Genomic DNA, 14,910 nt, shown 5'->3' on the forward strand with positions numbered 1-14,910 from the left:
CGCCGTGACCGCACTCCTGACCAAGACCGGTGCGGCAGTTGCCCCACCGGTGGAACGCAAGGAAGCCGGCTGGCGCAAACGCGACCGCTGGTGGGGACTCGTTTTCGTCAGCCCGCAGCTGATCGGCATGATCGCCTTCGTGCTGCTGCCGTTCGCCGTCGGCCTGGTCCTGGCGTTCGCCCAATGGGACGGCCTGACCCAGCTCACCTGGGTCGGGTTTGCCAACTTCCAGGCGCAACTTGCCGACCCCGTCTTCCTGCGCTCCATGCTGAACACCCTGGGCCTGGCCCTCATCACGGTGCCGGTGGGCCTGGCGCTGTCCTTGCTGGTCGCCGTCGCCCTTGACCGGCTGCGCGGCCGCACGGGCTACCTGCTCCTGTACTTTGCCCCCGTCATGACCAGCTCCATCGCCGTTTCACTCGTGTGGCAGCAGATCCTGCGGGCCGACGGTCCGCTCAACGAGGCCTTCACCAAGGTGTTCGGCATCCCCGGCCCGGACTGGCTCGGCGACCCACGCTTTGTCCTGCTGGCCGTGAGCATCGTGACCATCTGGTCCTCCATGGGCCTGAACGTCATCATCTTCCTGGCCGGCCTGCAGGGCATCAACCCGAATGTGCTCGAGGCCGCCCGCGTGGACGGGGCCGGCCCGCTGCGAACCATGATGCAGATCAGGCTGCCGCTGCTTTCTCCCGTGGTGTTCTTCTCCACCGTGGTGGCGGTCATCAGTTCCTTTCAAACCTTCGACGTCGTCTTCATCCTCACCAAGGGCGGCGGGCCGGAGAACTCGGCACGGACCATCGTCTATCAGATCTATGACGAGGGCTTCGTCCACTTCCAATTCGGCATGGCCAGCGCCGCGTCCATCATCCTGCTCGTCCTGACCCTGGTCGTCACCGCCGTGCAGCTTGGCCTGCAGCGCCGGTTCGTTCACTACGAAAGCTGACACACGTGGCTACTTCACTTCAACAACGACCGGCCCGCATTGTCCGGCTGTCGCCTCGCCGGCGTCCGGCGCGCAGTGTCAAAATGTCCCGGATCATCCTGCACGTGCTGCTGGCCGTGGGCGGCTTCCTCATGGTGGCGCCGTTCCTGTGGATGCTGCTGACGTCGTTCAAGACGCTGCCGCAAATCCTGGCCAACCCGCTGGGCCTTTTCCCCGCCCCCTGGAACTTCGCCAATTACGTGGACGCGTGGAACGCCGCCCCGTTCGGCCTGGCCTACTGGAACAGCATCTACATCTGCGTGCTGACCGTGGCCGGCACCATCCTGACCGCCTCCATGGCCGCGTATGCGTTCGCCCGGATCGAGTTCAAGGGCAGCAAATTCCTGTTCATCCTTTTCCTGGCTACCCAAATGGTCCCGCAGCAGGTCACGATCGTACCGCTCTACATGATCTTCTCGAAGCTCGGCTGGGTGGACACGCACCTGGCGCTCATCATCCCGGCCGTGCTGTGCAACCCGTTCGCCGTGTTCCTGGTGCGCCAGTTCATCCGCTCTCTGCCCGTGGAGCTGGAGGAGGCGGCCCGCCTGGACGGTGCCGGCCGCTGGCGGATCCTGTTCAGCATCGTCATGCCGAACATCAAGCCCGGCCTGGCAGCGTTGTCGATCGTGGTGGCGCTGGGTGCCTGGAACAACTTCTTCCTGCCCCTGATCGTGCTCAACAGCGAGAACCAGTTCACGGTTCCGCTGCTGCTCTCGCAGTTCACCGGCCAATACGGCGGCATCAACTACTCGCTGGTCATGGCGGCGTCCGCGATCTCGATCGTGCCGATGCTCATCGCCTTCCTGATCGGCAACAGGCGCATCCTGAACTCGATGGCCATGTCCGGAATGGGCGGCTCCTGATGCAGTCCTGGCCCGGAGCCGGGGCGTTCATCGACCTCGACGCCGTGCCGCTGACCGATCGTGGCTCGCGCCTGCTGATTTTCGCCCGTCCCGACGGCAGTCTTCGGGTGGCCGGGGCGGTTTATGAGCGCAACGCGGACCGTTGCACGCACCTGCGCCGGCTCGCCCTGCTGGGGGCCGACGGCGTGCAGCTGCCGGTCACCGACGTGGGTCCGGAAGGCATCAGCTTTGCCGGCGGCGCAGCGTCCGTAACGTTCGTTGACACCGAAACGCTGAGCGTCGGCGTTGCGGATGACGGAACCCCCGTCACCGTCCTGCTTGAAGCGTTTGGGAGCGGCGGCGACGGCCGGCCAGTTTCAGAGGTGGACGGTGCGCCCATTCGCTGGAGCAGCACCGAGGGCCCCTCCAGTACTGACGCCCCCAGCGTGGTGCTTCCCGCCGGTGGCAGCGTGAGTGTACGCATGGGCGGGGAAGTCCGGGAGAATCCCGAACCCGGCAGCCACGGTGGGTACCTCGCTGCGTCGACGGCCCGCTGGCTCGATTGGTTCGCCAAGCTGCCGGCCGTGCGGGAAACGGACCGCGACATGGCCCGCTACGCCTGGTGGTTGTTGGCGAGCAACATCGTCCGGCTGGCCACGCATCCGGATATCGAGGCCGTGGTCCCCTCCAAGCAGGGCTACGTTGCCGCGTGGCAGTGGGACTCCTATTTCATCAGCTTTGGACTGCGCCACGGTGATCCGGGGCTTGCGGCGGACCAGTTGCGGCTGTTCTTTGCCGAGCAGGCTCCCGACGGCGGCCTGCCGGACGTGGTCCACGACGGCGGCACACTGGCCCGCGTGGCTGACATGCCGCCGGGGGACCTGGGCACGCTGGCCCGGATCCATGGCCCGGACTCGCCCATGGTCACCGAGGCGGAGATGCCCATCACGAAACCGCCGCTGGCCGCATGGGCGGCCCGCGCAGTTGACCAGGTTGCGGGCACGTCCGTTCAGGCTGAGCTCAAGGACGGACTGGACCGGCTCCACCGCTGGTGGTTTGACCGGCCCTCCCCGGACGGGCTGCCCGGCTACGAGCACGTCTATTCCTCCGGACTGGACGATTCCCCGCTCTTCGACGACGGCGGCCCGGTATTCGCGCCCGACCTGCCCAGCTACCTGGTCATGGCCCTTGACTCGATGGCCGCACTGGCAGATGACGGTGGCGACGCCGCAGAAGCGGCGGCCCAGCGGTCCCTGGCCGCAGAGACGGCGGAACGGCTCGTGGCGAAGCGCTTTGACGCGGACCTGGGCCAGTTTGTGGCGTTGACCCCGGCCGGCACGCGAAAGACGCTCACCCCGTTTGCGCTGATGCCTCTGCTGACCGGCCGGCTTCCCGGTCCCGTACTTGAATCCCTGCGGGAATCGCTGACCGCGCCCGGTTCCCTGGGGGCTGCCCACCCGCTGCCCACCGTGGGGCTGGCGGAACAGGAATTCGACGCCGACAAGATGTGGCGCGGCCCCGTCTGGCTGAACGTGAATTGGCTGGTGGTCCAGGGCCTGCTGCGCAGCGGCCTCGAGGCCGAAGCCGCGGATCTGGCCGAGCGGACCGTCACCATGGTGCGGGAGAGCGGCGGCATCCACGAGTACTGGAATCCGTTGACGGGTGCCCGTGCAGCCGGTGCCACCACCGGCTTTGGCTGGTCCGCGGCACTGTTCCTGGATCTGGCCGTTTGGCTGGCGGCGGGGGACCGCCCGGAATAGGCGCCCCTGCAATGCCCCGTCCCGAAATTCGGGGCGGGGCACTGGCATGTGCGATATAGCTTGTGCTGTACGACACATATAGATGTGAATCCTGGGACGCCACTGTTGAATGGCGTTCAAGTGTGGATATGAGCCACGCGAATACTCTTCATGGAAGGGGTTCGCCCGTGGCGACCTGCAACAAAATCACCTATTCGAGCATCTGGCATGCCAACCGTGCCCTCCACGCCATTGTCCAAAAACACATGCCATCCGGTGGCAAGCTGCCTGCCGGCACTGAACGTTGGCGTTGCCAACAAAAGGCCCGCCCCGAAATTCGGGGCGGGCCTCCTTGCGTGCAGGCTTAGGCGATGCCGCCGCCGTCGACCACCAGGGCGGAGCCGGTGACGTAGGAGCTGGCATCGCTGGCCAACCACACCACGGCCTCCGCGATTTCCTCCGGCGTGCCCATGCGCTTGAGCGGGCGGTCGTTGGATTCGGCCAGGAAGCTCTGCTCCTCCTGGGAGAGCTGGCGGGCTTCTTCGCGCAGCATGGGGGTGTTGGTGTCACCCGGGTTGACCGAGTTGACGCGGATGTTGTCCGGTCCGTGGTCGATCGCCAGGGCGCGGGTCATGTTGACGACGGCGGCCTTGGACGTGCAGTACGAGATGGCGTCGCCGCCGCCCTTCAGGCCCCAGCCGGAGCCCGTGTTCACGATGGCTCCGCCGCCGGCCGCCTTCATCAGGGGCACCACGTACTTGCTCATCAGGAACGGTCCGCGCACGTTGACGGCCATGACCCGGTCCCAGTCTTCCACCGAGGTTTCCAAGACGTTGGCACGTCGGATGATCCCGGCGTTGTTGAAGAGCACGTTGACGCCGCCGAAGGCGTCGACCACCTGGGCTACGCCGGCCTGGACCTGCTCGTCGTCGGCCACGTTCACGGCGACCCCGATAGCGTTGACGCCCAGTGCCGCGGCTTCGTCGGCCACGGCCTTCGCGGCCGCCTCATTGATGTCGAAGATGGCCACATTGGCGCCCTCGGCGGCCATGGCCAGTGCCGTGGCGCGGCCGATTCCGGAACCGCCGCCGGTGATGATGGCATTTTTGTCCTGCAAACGCATTCAGTACTCCTTGGTAATGGTGGTGCCTTGGGTTTCTTCAAACACCCGGTGGACCGGGTAGACCGTGTGGGTGCCCGCACCCGTGAAAACCTTCGCGTACCCGCTGAGCTTCGCGTCGACGTCGTCGTCGCCGGAATCCACCCAGAGCGGGCGCCCGGCCAGGGAGGCGAGCTTGCCGTCCGTCGCGACGATCTGCAGCGGAAGGCGGGCCAGCAGCTTCGCGGTGATTTGCTGGTTTCCGCGCCCGACGACGAAGCCCTGGCCGCCCAGCGGAGTCAGCACCACTGTGGCTTCCTTGCCGTCCAGGGCAATTTCGAGGGCTTGGGCGTCGACGTCGGCGGCCAGCAACGCTCCGTTGCGCACGACGTCGACCCCCAGCCTCGTCGTGGCCAGGCCAAGCTCGCGGCCGATCGCGCTGGTGGTTCCGCCCGGACCGAGGACGTAGCTTCGGTCCGGCGCCATGCCGCGAACGAAGGCGCGGGCCAGGGCGGCCACCGAGTTCGCGTCCGATGCCGGTGTGGCGGCCTTCCGGGCCTGCAACCGGCTTGGATCGACAGGCACGTTCAGTGTGCCGTGCAGGGTGGGGGAGGCCAGCCCGGCGCGCAGCAGGTCCTCGTCGATATCTACAACGTCGCGCCGGGCCGTGGCCCGCCCGGTGCCGGAAAGCCAGGCGGCCGCCGATGAACCGGCCGCCATGGGTGTCAGGGCAAAGACCGCAGAGTAGATTTTGACGCCGGCCGGGATGCCGAGGACGGGGACGGCGCCGCCCACGGAGTCCAGGATGTCCCGGGCCGTGCCATCGCCGCCGGCAAAGAGGATAAGGTCCACGCCGGCCTCGGCCAGGCGCGAGGCCAGGGCCCGCGTGTCGGCGGAGCTCGAGGCGGGCGCGGCGGGCCCCAGCACGGTGGTGGGGCACAGGCCTTCCGCGGCGTCTTCGCCCAAGAGGCCCGGGCCGGTGAGGAGTCGCAGTCCGCGGCCGTTGCGATCCAGGAGCGCCGCCAACTGGGCCACGGCGCGCCGCGCCCGGTCCGGGGACGTCAAGGCGTAGCCGGCCTTGTCGGCAATTGCGCGGATATCCGCGGCGTCGCTGCCCTTTTGGCCGGCGGGTCCGCCAAGTCCCGCAATGGGATTCACGATAAGTCCTACACTGACACTGTCCATACAAACTCGCCTCCTCGTCTGTATACAGTATACTGACATTACGATGGAGTGGTAGATCCACCGCGGTGCCACTTTATTTTTTCCAGATTGCGGTGCAAGGAGGAACGGGTGTCCATTCAACGCCAAACTCTGCGCGAGCAGATTGAAACGGAAATTATGGATCGCGTGGGGGCCGGTGAATTCCGCATGGGGGAAAACATCAATGAAGTGGCCCTGTCGGTCGAGCTCGGCGTCAGCCGGACGCCGCTGCGTGAGGCCCTCATCTCGCTTTCGCAGCAGGGCGTCATTGGCCGGGTCTCGGGCAAGGGGTTCCGCTGGACGCCCATCGGGGCCAGCGACTTCACCGAAACCGTGCAGATCATCGCCGCCCTGGAGGGCCTGGCGCTGCACCTGACCCCGGCGTCGGAACTTGTCGCCATCGGACGGCAGCTGGCCGAACAGGCCCGCAGCTTCACCGCGTCAGTCAGCTCCGCCCAGGACATCCACGAGCATGACGACGAATTCCACGCCACGCTCATTTCGGGCAGCCCTAATGTGCGCCTGGCGGAGACCCTGGCCTCCTATAAGTTGGCCCTGCGCCGTTACGAGCGCCTTTATGTTGGCAACACCGACCTGATGGAACGTGCCGCGGCTGAGCACGAGTCCATTGCCGACGCCCTGCTCGCCGGTGACTTGCCGGCCGCCATCTCGGCGCTGGAAGACAATTGGCTCAACAGCGTACCGCGGATCATCAATGCGCTGAAGAGTCGCGTTCCTGCGGGGTAGTAGGCCGGCGGAAGGTCACAAACCATAAGGCCACGGCCGAGTTTACAGGCCATCGGATCTTCCGATTTGACCGGGCGGATATCGACGCTGCCTGGGTGGGGTGGTTCATGGTGTCGAGACCGGGGTTGGGCTGCGCTGGAATAGCCATCGACGTGGTTTCAGTGATCGAGGAGAGGTTGAGGGCAGTTGGGACGGCCAAGGCTTGTTGGGTTGGTCCTTGCCCCTCTGAGCTGCCCCAAGGTTTGGTTTCCCAAAATGGTTTGAGGATGGTGCTTCTTTGGGGTGGCCATGAAACCCGGTCCAGTCCCGTTCATGGCATTCGCGGATGCCATACTGTCAGGCATGAACCTTCGCCAACTGCGCTACTTCCTCGCAATCGTTGATCACGGCGGCGTCCACCGTGCGGCGGAGGCCCTTCATATCGCACAGTCGTCGCTGTCACAAACAATGCGTGCGCTCGAACGCGACCTTGGAACGCAGTTGTTCCATCGGATCGGCAGGGGGATTGTCCTGGCGCCGGCAGGTGAAGGCTTGGTGGGACCAGCGCGGTCTATTCTGCGTGAAGTCGACAACGCCGAAAGGGCGGTGACCGAAATTGCGGCTCTGCGGGGTGGATCCATAGACGTTGCGTCGCTTTCGGACCTTGCGATCGATCCGGTTTCCACCTGGATCGCGAACTTCCTCATGGCCTACCCCGGCGTTCAATGCCGCGTCGAGGAAGGCGATGACCTCTCTGCCGTCACGGAAAAGGTTCGAACTGGCTCAAGCGAACTGGGTTTTGTCTCGATGCCTGCCCTCGGCGACCTGGAATGTGATGAGCTTGTGGAGCAAATATTTGTTCTGATCTGTCCGCCAGGCAGCGAGGACCGCTGGCCGAATCCGGTGCCCATATCGTCTTTGCGAAACGAATCCTTTGTCTTGGCCCAGCAGGGGACGGGGACGCGCGAATACATGGAGCAGATTCTTCGCGAACATGGGGTCGAACCGCGTATCGCCGTCGAAATTCGGCAACGCGAGGCAATTTTGCCTCTCGTCCTCTCGGGATGTGCTGTCGGAATTGTTCCTTTGCGCGTCGCGGTCAGCTTCTGGCAAAGGGGAGGGGTTGTGCGAGAACTTGACCCGGTGCCAGCCACAAAAATCTATGCAGTGTACAGACAGGGAAAACTGACCTCCGCCGCAAGTGCCTTTCTTGCGGCTGCACGATCATCTCTTGACCTCTGGGTTCGGGCCCTGGAGATGGCGGACGATGCCGAAACCCCATTGATTGAACGTGCGGCAGCGGCCCTCGAAGCTTGGGACCACCGCCTAAGGTCTTGAACCTCGGCGCTCGATTCGCTGTGTCATCCCTGCAGTCCGGCGCGAGAACCGGGCCCGGTGTAGCTGCGGTCCGTGCATGAAGCACTTCTGGCATCCAAGTTCACCTGATGTCGCAGTCACCATTTCCAATCCCCGATCGGAATATCCGACTCCTTTGTAGAACCGGTTGCGGGCGCCCACAAAGTGTTTGATAGGTATTTGCAGTCAGAATGTGCGGCAATTTGTATTAGACACGAACGGTTGTTGTGTATTCAAATGGATTGAGGGGAATGTGGTCCATATCTCATCACTCTCAATTTGCGGCGCACCGCAGTGCAACGACGCACTCGACTGGCAAGGAATCACATGTTGAATCAATCGGAAACAATAAAACCCGCGGGAAAACTCGGCCGACCTCAGCTGAAAATGACACCGGCGCGGGCATGGGCCATCACGGCGCTCTTGGCAATCTTTTTGTTCATCAACTATGCCGACAAGTCACTGCTCGGTCTTGCCGGCACTCAAATCCGTGCGGATCTCGGCATTACCGTCGAGCAATACGGAATCATCCAAAGTGCCTTCTTTTGGATCTTTGCAATCGGTGCAATCGTGCTTGGCGCGCTTGCGAGTCGCGTGAACCTGCGGTGGTACCTGGCCGCGTTGATGCTGGTGTGGGTGGCAACCATGATTCCTCTCATGGGCACCGTTGGATTCACTGGATTGCTTGTGTGCCGTCTCGTGCTCGGATTTGCTGAGGGCCCCGCCTACGCCTTGGCGAATCACTCCGCCCAGTCCATGTTCCCGCCGGAAAAACGCGCACTTGCCTCGGGCATTGTCACCGCGGGTTCGTCGCTTGGCCCGCTGGTCATGGCCCCGATCCTGACCTGGATCATTGTGCAGTGGTCCTGGCACACGGCATTCGGGGTCCTGGCAGTCGCGGGCATCGTTTGGGCTGCGTTGTGGCTCCTGTTCGGTGGTTCCTCCAAGGTGGGCTCAAAGGCAAAGCAGGGCGATGGAGGCGACTCGAGGGAGGCCGTGGCATCGCAGGCAAAGGCATCAGCCAATGAACCCGTCAACGTTCCCTACCGCGTCCTTCTCGGCACGACGACGGTCATCGGCATCGCGTTGCTGAACTTCTTCAGCTACTGGTCCACCAGCCTCAAGGTGGCTTGGCTTCCGGTTTACCTTTCGGAAGGCCTCGGCTACAGCACGCTCTCAGTGGGTCGGCTGATCGGGATCCCCTTCGCCGCAGCCGCAGTGTTTTCCATTCTTGCCGGGTTCTTCTCCAACTGGCTCTACAAGCGGGGCTATTCCCGCAAGGTGGCACGCGGGTACCTGGCCGGTGGCCTTGTGGTGGCATCAGGTGTGTGCATGTGGGCTTTCACGGTGGTACCCCAGGGCGTTTTCCAGATGGTGCTGGTCACCTTGGCATTTTCGCTCAACACGGCATCAATCGGCGTTGGCTTTACGGCGCTCGGTGACTTGATCCACAGCAAAAAGCGCGGCGGCATCATGGGCGGGATCGTGGCCTTTTCCAGCCTTGCCGGAATCGTCTCGCCACTGTTCATCGGATTCACCGTGGGCGCCGCAGCAAATGCGGCCCAAGGATATGACAAGGGCTTCGCCGCGGTCGGCATCATGATGGTCGTCGGAGCCGTCGTCGCCACAGCACTCATCCGGCCCGACAAGGATTTGATCAGGATCCGCAAATGGGCGGACGCCAACACTGCCAACAACAAGGAAACTCTCTGATGAATTCGCCATTACAGGGTGTCAGGGTCGTCGACTTTGGCCAGTTCATTGCCGCCCCGGCCGCCACCCAGCTGTTGGCCGATCTCGGCGCCGACGTCATCAAGGTCGAGGCAAAGACCGGCGATTCAGCCCGGTCCATCGGTGTCCACGGCCAGGCCATGGTCAATGCCTTCAACCGTGGCAAGCGCAGCATCGCCCTGGACCTAAAGAGCCCGGAGGGCCTGCGGGTTGCTGTGGAACTCGTCGGCCGAGCCGACATCGTGATCCAAAACTTGCGCCCTGGTGTCATGGAATCCTTTGGCCTGGGCGGCGGCGACGTCGTTGCCAAACACCCCCATATTGTCTATGCCAGTATCACTGCCTGGGGGTCCACGGGCCCGTCCCGGCTTCGTCCGGGCCTGGACATCACGGCCCAGGCCGAGAGCGGCATCATGCACATGACCGGTGACCCCAAAGGTGAACCGCAGAAAGTCGGCTGCCAAATCATTGACGCGGCCACCGCCTACGCGGCAGCCACGGCCGTGCTTGGAGCCTACGTCAACCGCCTGCGCACGGGACGGGGTGAGGTCATTGAGACATCCCTGCTCGAGGTGGCCACCCACGTCCAGGCCCCCATGCTGGGCGCCTATTTTGCCACCGGGGTGGAACCCAAGCGCCTTGGCAACGGCCAGCCTACCGTGGCCCCGGCCGCGGACGTCATGACCACCAGCGACGGCGCCTTCATTGTCTCGGCGTACTCTGAACCCCATTTCGCCCGCTTGTGCGAATTGATCGGCCGCCGCGACATGGTCCAGGACAATCGCTTCTCCTCCAACGCCGCCCGCGTCCGAAACAAGGCCGCCCTGTTGGCTGAGCTCCGCCAGGAATTCGGCAAGTTCACCACCGATGAGGCCCTGGCGCTGCTCACCAGCAATGGCGTTGTGGCCGGGCGCATCAGCACCTATGGTGACATCGCCGCCAACGAGGACGTCAAAGCCAGCGGCATTCTGATCAAGACCACCGGACCGCTGGGTGAGATCGAAACCGTCGGGGCCCCATGGCAGTTTGCCAATGCCGGCCCCCGCAACACCAGCGGAGCCCCAGCCTTGGGCGAGCACACCGAACAGGTCCTCCTCGAGCTTGGCTTCTCCGTCGAAGAGATCGTGGCCCTGGCAACAACCGGCGCCGTCGGCATCGCCGAAACCGCCGTGACCGCGTAACACCGGCACCCACTTCATCAATTTTTTCCCCAGGACACAAAGGACTCATTTCATGGAACGCACCATATTCAACGAAGACCACGAAGCATTCCGGGAGGTTGTCCGCGACTTCCTCGAAAGCGAAGTCGTTCCGAACATGGACGAGTGGGAAGACCAGGGTATGGTTCCACCGGAGATTTACACCCGCACCGCGGAAATTGGCATTAACGGCCTCCAGATTCCCGAGGAATACGGCGGCGGCGGCATGGACAGCTTCCTGTTCAACATGATCGCCTTCGAGGAAATCGGCTATGCGGCCTCGTCGCTGGGCGGCCTGCAGGTCCACCTCAACACGGTTCTGCCCTACTTCCTGGACTACTGCAATGAGGAGCAGCGCCAGCGCTGGTTCCCCGGCTTCGCCGATGGCAGCCTGCTCGCGTCCATCGCGATGACGGAACCTGGGACCGGCTCCGACCTGGCCGGCATGGCCACCACGGCGGTCCGCGACGGGGATGACTTCATCCTCAACGGCTCCAAGACCTTTATCACCGGTGGTACCAACGCCCAGCTTGTGATCGTTGTGGCCCGCACTAGCAGCGCCGGCGATGACCGCCGGCACGGGTTGACCCTGCTCGTCGTCGAAGATGGCATGCAGGGCTTCACCAAGGGCCGCAAGCTGGAAAAGCTGGGCCTGCGCTCCTCGGACACGGCTGAACTGGCCTTCCAGGACGTGCGCGTCCCGGCAGCCAACGTGCTCGGTCACGTGGATGCGGCCTTCAGCATGCTGGGCCACAACCTGTCACAGGAACGCCTCTCCATCGCCATCACGGCCCAGGCGACGGCAACGGCCGCGCACCAGCTGGCGATCGACTACGTCAAGGAGCGCAAGGTTTTCGGCAAGCCGGTCGCGCACTTCCAGAACACCAAGTTTGTCCTGGCCGACTGCGCCACGAACCTGGCGGCCGGCCAGGCCATGATTGACCAGGCCGTGTTGGCGTTGGATGCAGGCAAGCTGACCCCGGCGGATGCCGCCAAGGTCAAGCTGTTTGTCACGGAGGCCCAGGGCAAGATCGTTGACCAGTGCCTGCAAATGCACGGCGGCTACGGCTACATGCGTGAATACCCCATTTCCCGCCTCTACGCCGATGCCCGCGTCAGCCGCATTTTCGGCGGCACCAGCGAAGTCATGAAAGTAGTCATCGCCAAGTCCATTGGTCTCTGAGCTGCTGACCGGCACCCAGGAAGAAAGAAACAAAAATGCGTATTGAAGGAATCCACACAGTCGTCACCGGCGGTGCCTCCGGTTTGGGCCTGGCCACCGCAAAGCGGCTCGTCGCCCACGGGGCAAACGTCACCATCATGGACCTGCCCAATTCTGCGGGCGCCGAGAGGGCAGCCGAGCTGGGGGAGGCGGCCCAGTTTGTCGGGGTCGATGTGACCAGCGAAGAGCAGGTGCGCGAAGGCTTCGCCCGGGCCGGTGAATTCGCTCCCGTGCGTGCCCTGGTGCACTGCGCCGGACGTGGCAAGCCCATGCGCATCCTCGACCGTGAGGGCGCGGTGACCCCGCTGAGCTCGTTCGCCGACATCATCAACCTGAACGTCATCGGCACCTTCAACATCCTCCGCTTCGCCGCGGAGCAGATGGCCAAGCATGAGTTGCTCGACGGCGACCGCGGCGTCTGCGTTCTCACGGCCAGCGTGGCGGCGTATGAGGGTCAGATTGGCCAGATCAACTACGCAGCCGCCAAGGCCGGCATCGTGGGCATGACCCTTCCCGCGGCCCGCGACCTGGCCAAGGTGGGCATCCGGGTCTGCACCATCGCCCCGGGCACGTTCGCCACCCCGCTGCTGACCGAAAGTGGCCGCCCCGACATCGTCGACGCACTGGCAGCCAGTATTCCCCACCCGAGCAGGCTGGGTGACCCGGACGAATTTGCCTCCCTTGCCGAACAGATCATCAGCAACGGCATGATCAATGGCGAAACCATCAGGATCGATGGCGCAATCCGCATGGCCCCGCGCTAAATGGCGGCCATGAATTGACGTTTCTTAACAAGAGGAGAAGTAATGCGTGACGCTGTAATTGCCGCCGCGGTGCGAAGCCCCATCGGCCGGCGTGGGGGTTCCCTGGCCGGCATCCATTCGGTCGACCTGTCCGCAGCAGTCCTGAACGGACTCGTGGAGCGCGCAGGCATTGACCCCGCCCTGGTGGACGACGTGATGTGGGGTTGCGTGGGCCAGTCAGGCGAACAGGCCAGCAATATTGCACGCAACTCGGTGCTGTCCGCCGGCTGGCCGGAATCCGTTCCCGGCACAACCATCGAGCGCCAATGCGGTTCCAGCCAGCAGGCCATCCACTTTGCCGCCGCAACCGTGATCTCGGGCCAGAATGACCTGGTGGTCGCCGGCGGCGTCGAGAACATGACCCGCATCCCCTTGGGAACGGCCCGCCGCAACGGTCCCGGAGACCCCTTCAGCGAGCAATTGCTGGCTCGCTACGGCGGCGTCGAACTGAACCAGGGAACGGGTGCGGAAATCCTGGCCGAACGCTACGGACTCTCCCGCGAGTGGCTTGACGAGCTTGCCCTCGAATCACACATGCGTGCCGCTGCCGCACAGGACGCGGGCCACTTTGACGGGGAAATTCTCTCCATCACCACGGCCGAGGGTGCGTTCTCCCGTGATGAGGGCATCCGCCGTGGGTCGACCCTTGAAAAGCTGGGCCTCCTCAATCCCGTCTTTGGCGAGGACGGGCGCATGACGGCCGGGAACTCCTCACAAATTTCTGACGGCTCGAGCGCCATGATCGTCACCACGAGTGAAAAGGCCCGCGAACTGGGCTTGGCGCCGCTGGTGCGAATCCACACCGCCACCGTGGTGGGGGACGACCCTGTGTCCATGCTCGGGGCGCCCGCGCCGGCAACGGCCAAGGCGCTTAAGCGTGCGGGCCTGTCCCTAGGCGACATTGGCACCTTTGAGGTCAATGAGGCCTTTGCCAGCGTTGTTGGCGCCTGGCTCCGGGAGACCGGGGCAGAGCGGTCACTGGTGAACCCCGACGGCGGAGCCATCGCGATCGGCCACCCCCTGGGCGGCTCCGGCGCACGTCTGGCAACCACGCTCGTGCACCGAATGATCCGCGAGGAAATCCGCTATGGCCTGCACACGATGTGTGAAGGCGGCGGCATGGCCAACGCGACCATCTACGAGAACTTGCGGATCTCCGCCAACTGACCCAACCAGCCGCCGCCGGGGTAATCCGGCGCGGCGAAGATTGTAGTAAGGAGTCATCATGAAGATCGCCGTATTGGTGAAGCAGGTGCCCGACACCGAAGAGGAACGCAGCCTGGACCTTCAGTCCGGCCTGATTGACCGGGTGTCCGGGGAGAATGTTGCCGACGAGATCAACGAACGCGCCCTGGAAGTGGCCTTGGCCTACAAGGACAAAAACAAGGGCACCGAGATTGTCGTCGTGTCGATGGGGCCGGATTCTGCAACCAAGGCACTGCGCAAGACCCTGTCCATGGGGCGGACTCGGCGGTACACGTCCGCGATGACGCGCTGGCAGGTGCGGACCTGGGACGGACTGCAGCAGTCCTGGCTGCAGCGGCAAAGCACGCCGGGTTCGATTTGTTGCTTGCCGGCAACGAATCCACCGACGGCCGCGGCGGCGTCCTGCCGGCCATGGTGGCCGAGCACCTGGGGCTGCCCCATCTTGGCAGTGTCAGCTCCCTCGGAATCGCGCCAGGTTCCGTCAGCGGTCAGCGCCGGGTGGAGAAGGGAACCATGGCGGTCAGCGCATCCCTGCCGGCCGTTGTCTCCGTCACGGAGCACGTGGCCGAGGCCCGGTTCCCTAACTTCAAGGGCATCATCACCGCCAAGCGCAAGCCGGTGACGGTCATCTCGGTGGGAGAGCTGGGCCTGGACCCCGCGTTTGCAGGGCTGGGGCGTTCACGGGTGGTTTCCACCCAGGCCCGCCCGGCCCGCCAGGCTGGCACCAAAATTGTTGACGAGGGAGATGCAGGCGCGCAGCTTGCAGACTTCCTCACGGCCAACCGGCTGCTCTAGGAAGGAT

General features: G+C 64.2%; 13 protein-coding genes and 1 pseudogene. 12 read left to right on the plus strand and 2 right to left on the minus strand.

Annotated features, from left to right (window positions below):
- Positions 1–4 precede the first annotated feature (4 nt).
- From AL755_RS09635 to AL755_RS09645, 3 genes are read left to right on the plus strand one after another with little or no spacing between them, the layout of a single operon-like run.
- On the plus strand, positions 5–943 hold the full coding sequence (locus AL755_RS09635; RefSeq protein ID WP_054010821.1) for a carbohydrate ABC transporter permease: 939 nt from the start codon (positions 5–7) through the stop codon (positions 941–943).
- Between the two features lie 5 nt (positions 944–948).
- Positions 949–1,845, plus strand: coding sequence for a carbohydrate ABC transporter permease (locus tag AL755_RS09640; RefSeq protein WP_237762647.1), 897 nt, complete (start codon positions 949–951; stop codon positions 1,843–1,845).
- The gene (locus tag AL755_RS09645) at positions 1,845–3,584 is read left to right on the plus strand and encodes an amylo-alpha-1,6-glucosidase (RefSeq protein WP_054010823.1); all 1,740 of its coding nucleotides are present in this window, start codon (positions 1,845–1,847) and stop codon (positions 3,582–3,584) included. Before AL755_RS09640 ends, AL755_RS09645 begins: the two co-directional genes overlap by 1 nt.
- A 343-nt stretch (positions 3,585–3,927) precedes the next feature.
- On the opposite strand, the gene AL755_RS09650 is transcribed toward AL755_RS09645, so the two are convergent.
- Positions 3,928–4,686: an SDR family NAD(P)-dependent oxidoreductase gene (locus tag AL755_RS09650; RefSeq protein WP_054010824.1), complete on the minus strand. Its 759-nt coding sequence runs from the start codon at positions 4,684–4,686 to the stop codon at positions 3,928–3,930.
- Positions 4,687–5,820 (minus strand): ATP-NAD kinase family protein, encoded by a 1,134-nt coding sequence (locus tag AL755_RS09655; protein ID WP_202813547.1) that lies wholly within the window; start codon positions 5,818–5,820, stop codon positions 4,687–4,689. It abuts the gene before it with no gap.
- A gap of 135 nt (positions 5,821–5,955) precedes the next feature.
- On the opposite strand from AL755_RS09655, the gene AL755_RS09660 reads away from it, so the two are divergent.
- The 9 genes and pseudogenes from AL755_RS09660 (at position 5,956) to AL755_RS09695 (ending at position 14,903) form a co-directional block, all read left to right on the plus strand.
- Complete coding sequence (locus AL755_RS09660; protein WP_054010825.1) at positions 5,956–6,612, plus strand: GntR family transcriptional regulator; 657 nt, start codon at positions 5,956–5,958, stop codon at positions 6,610–6,612.
- 288 nt (positions 6,613–6,900) lie between these two features.
- Positions 6,901–7,929, plus strand: coding sequence for a LysR family transcriptional regulator (locus AL755_RS09665; RefSeq protein ID WP_237762707.1), 1,029 nt, complete (start codon positions 6,901–6,903; stop codon positions 7,927–7,929).
- Between the two features lie 441 nt (positions 7,930–8,370).
- On the plus strand, positions 8,371–9,660 hold the full coding sequence (locus tag AL755_RS09670) for an MFS transporter (protein ID WP_202813548.1): 1,290 nt from the start codon (positions 8,371–8,373) through the stop codon (positions 9,658–9,660).
- On the plus strand, positions 9,660–10,859 hold the full coding sequence (locus AL755_RS09675; RefSeq protein ID WP_054010827.1) for a CaiB/BaiF CoA transferase family protein: 1,200 nt from the start codon (positions 9,660–9,662) through the stop codon (positions 10,857–10,859). The genes AL755_RS09670 and AL755_RS09675 overlap by 1 nt, the downstream gene beginning before the upstream one ends.
- 52 nt (positions 10,860–10,911) lie before the next feature.
- Entirely contained in the window at positions 10,912–12,060 is a 1,149-nt protein-coding gene (locus tag AL755_RS09680; RefSeq protein WP_054010828.1) for an acyl-CoA dehydrogenase family protein, read from the plus strand.
- 35 nt (positions 12,061–12,095) lie between these two features.
- On the plus strand, positions 12,096–12,863 hold the full coding sequence (locus AL755_RS09685) for an SDR family NAD(P)-dependent oxidoreductase (protein ID WP_054010829.1): 768 nt from the start codon (positions 12,096–12,098) through the stop codon (positions 12,861–12,863).
- Between the two features lie 42 nt (positions 12,864–12,905).
- Positions 12,906–14,069 carry a thiolase family protein gene (locus AL755_RS09690; protein WP_054010830.1) on the plus strand — a complete coding sequence of 388 codons (1,164 nt, stop codon included), beginning with the start codon at positions 12,906–12,908 and terminating at the stop codon, positions 14,067–14,069.
- Positions 14,070–14,127: 58 nt separating this feature from the next.
- Positions 14,128–14,280: pseudogene (locus AL755_RS24375) on the plus strand (electron transfer flavoprotein subunit beta); the annotation flags it as partial.
- Between the two features lie 116 nt (positions 14,281–14,396).
- Positions 14,397–14,903, plus strand: a complete 507-nt coding sequence (locus AL755_RS09695; protein WP_337589598.1) for an electron transfer flavoprotein subunit beta/FixA family protein — start codon at positions 14,397–14,399, stop codon at positions 14,901–14,903.
- The last annotated feature ends 7 nt before the right edge of the window (positions 14,904–14,910 follow it).

It is taken from the genome of Arthrobacter sp. ERGS1:01 (assembly GCF_001281315.1).
Classification (GTDB): Bacteria; Actinomycetota; Actinomycetes; order Actinomycetales; family Micrococcaceae; genus Specibacter.

What these genes read in the sequence shown, in the direction of transcription:
- AL755_RS09645 (WP_054010823.1), top strand. Translation starts at nt 1,845, where the DNA reads ATGCAGTCCTGGCCCGGAGCCGGGGCGTTCATCGACCTCGACGCCGTG.
- AL755_RS09650 (WP_054010824.1), bottom strand. Translation starts at nt 4,686, where the DNA reads ATGCGTTTGCAGGACAAAAATGCCATCATCACCGGCGGCGGTTCCGGA.
- AL755_RS09665 (WP_237762707.1), top strand. Translation starts at nt 6,901, where the DNA reads ATGAAACCCGGTCCAGTCCCGTTCATGGCATTCGCGGATGCCATACTG.
- AL755_RS09675 (WP_054010827.1), top strand. Translation starts at nt 9,660, where the DNA reads ATGAATTCGCCATTACAGGGTGTCAGGGTCGTCGACTTTGGCCAGTTC.
- AL755_RS09680 (WP_054010828.1), top strand. Translation starts at nt 10,912, where the DNA reads ATGGAACGCACCATATTCAACGAAGACCACGAAGCATTCCGGGAGGTT.
- AL755_RS09685 (WP_054010829.1), top strand. Translation starts at nt 12,096, where the DNA reads ATGCGTATTGAAGGAATCCACACAGTCGTCACCGGCGGTGCCTCCGGT.
- AL755_RS09690 (WP_054010830.1), top strand. Translation starts at nt 12,906, where the DNA reads ATGCGTGACGCTGTAATTGCCGCCGCGGTGCGAAGCCCCATCGGCCGG.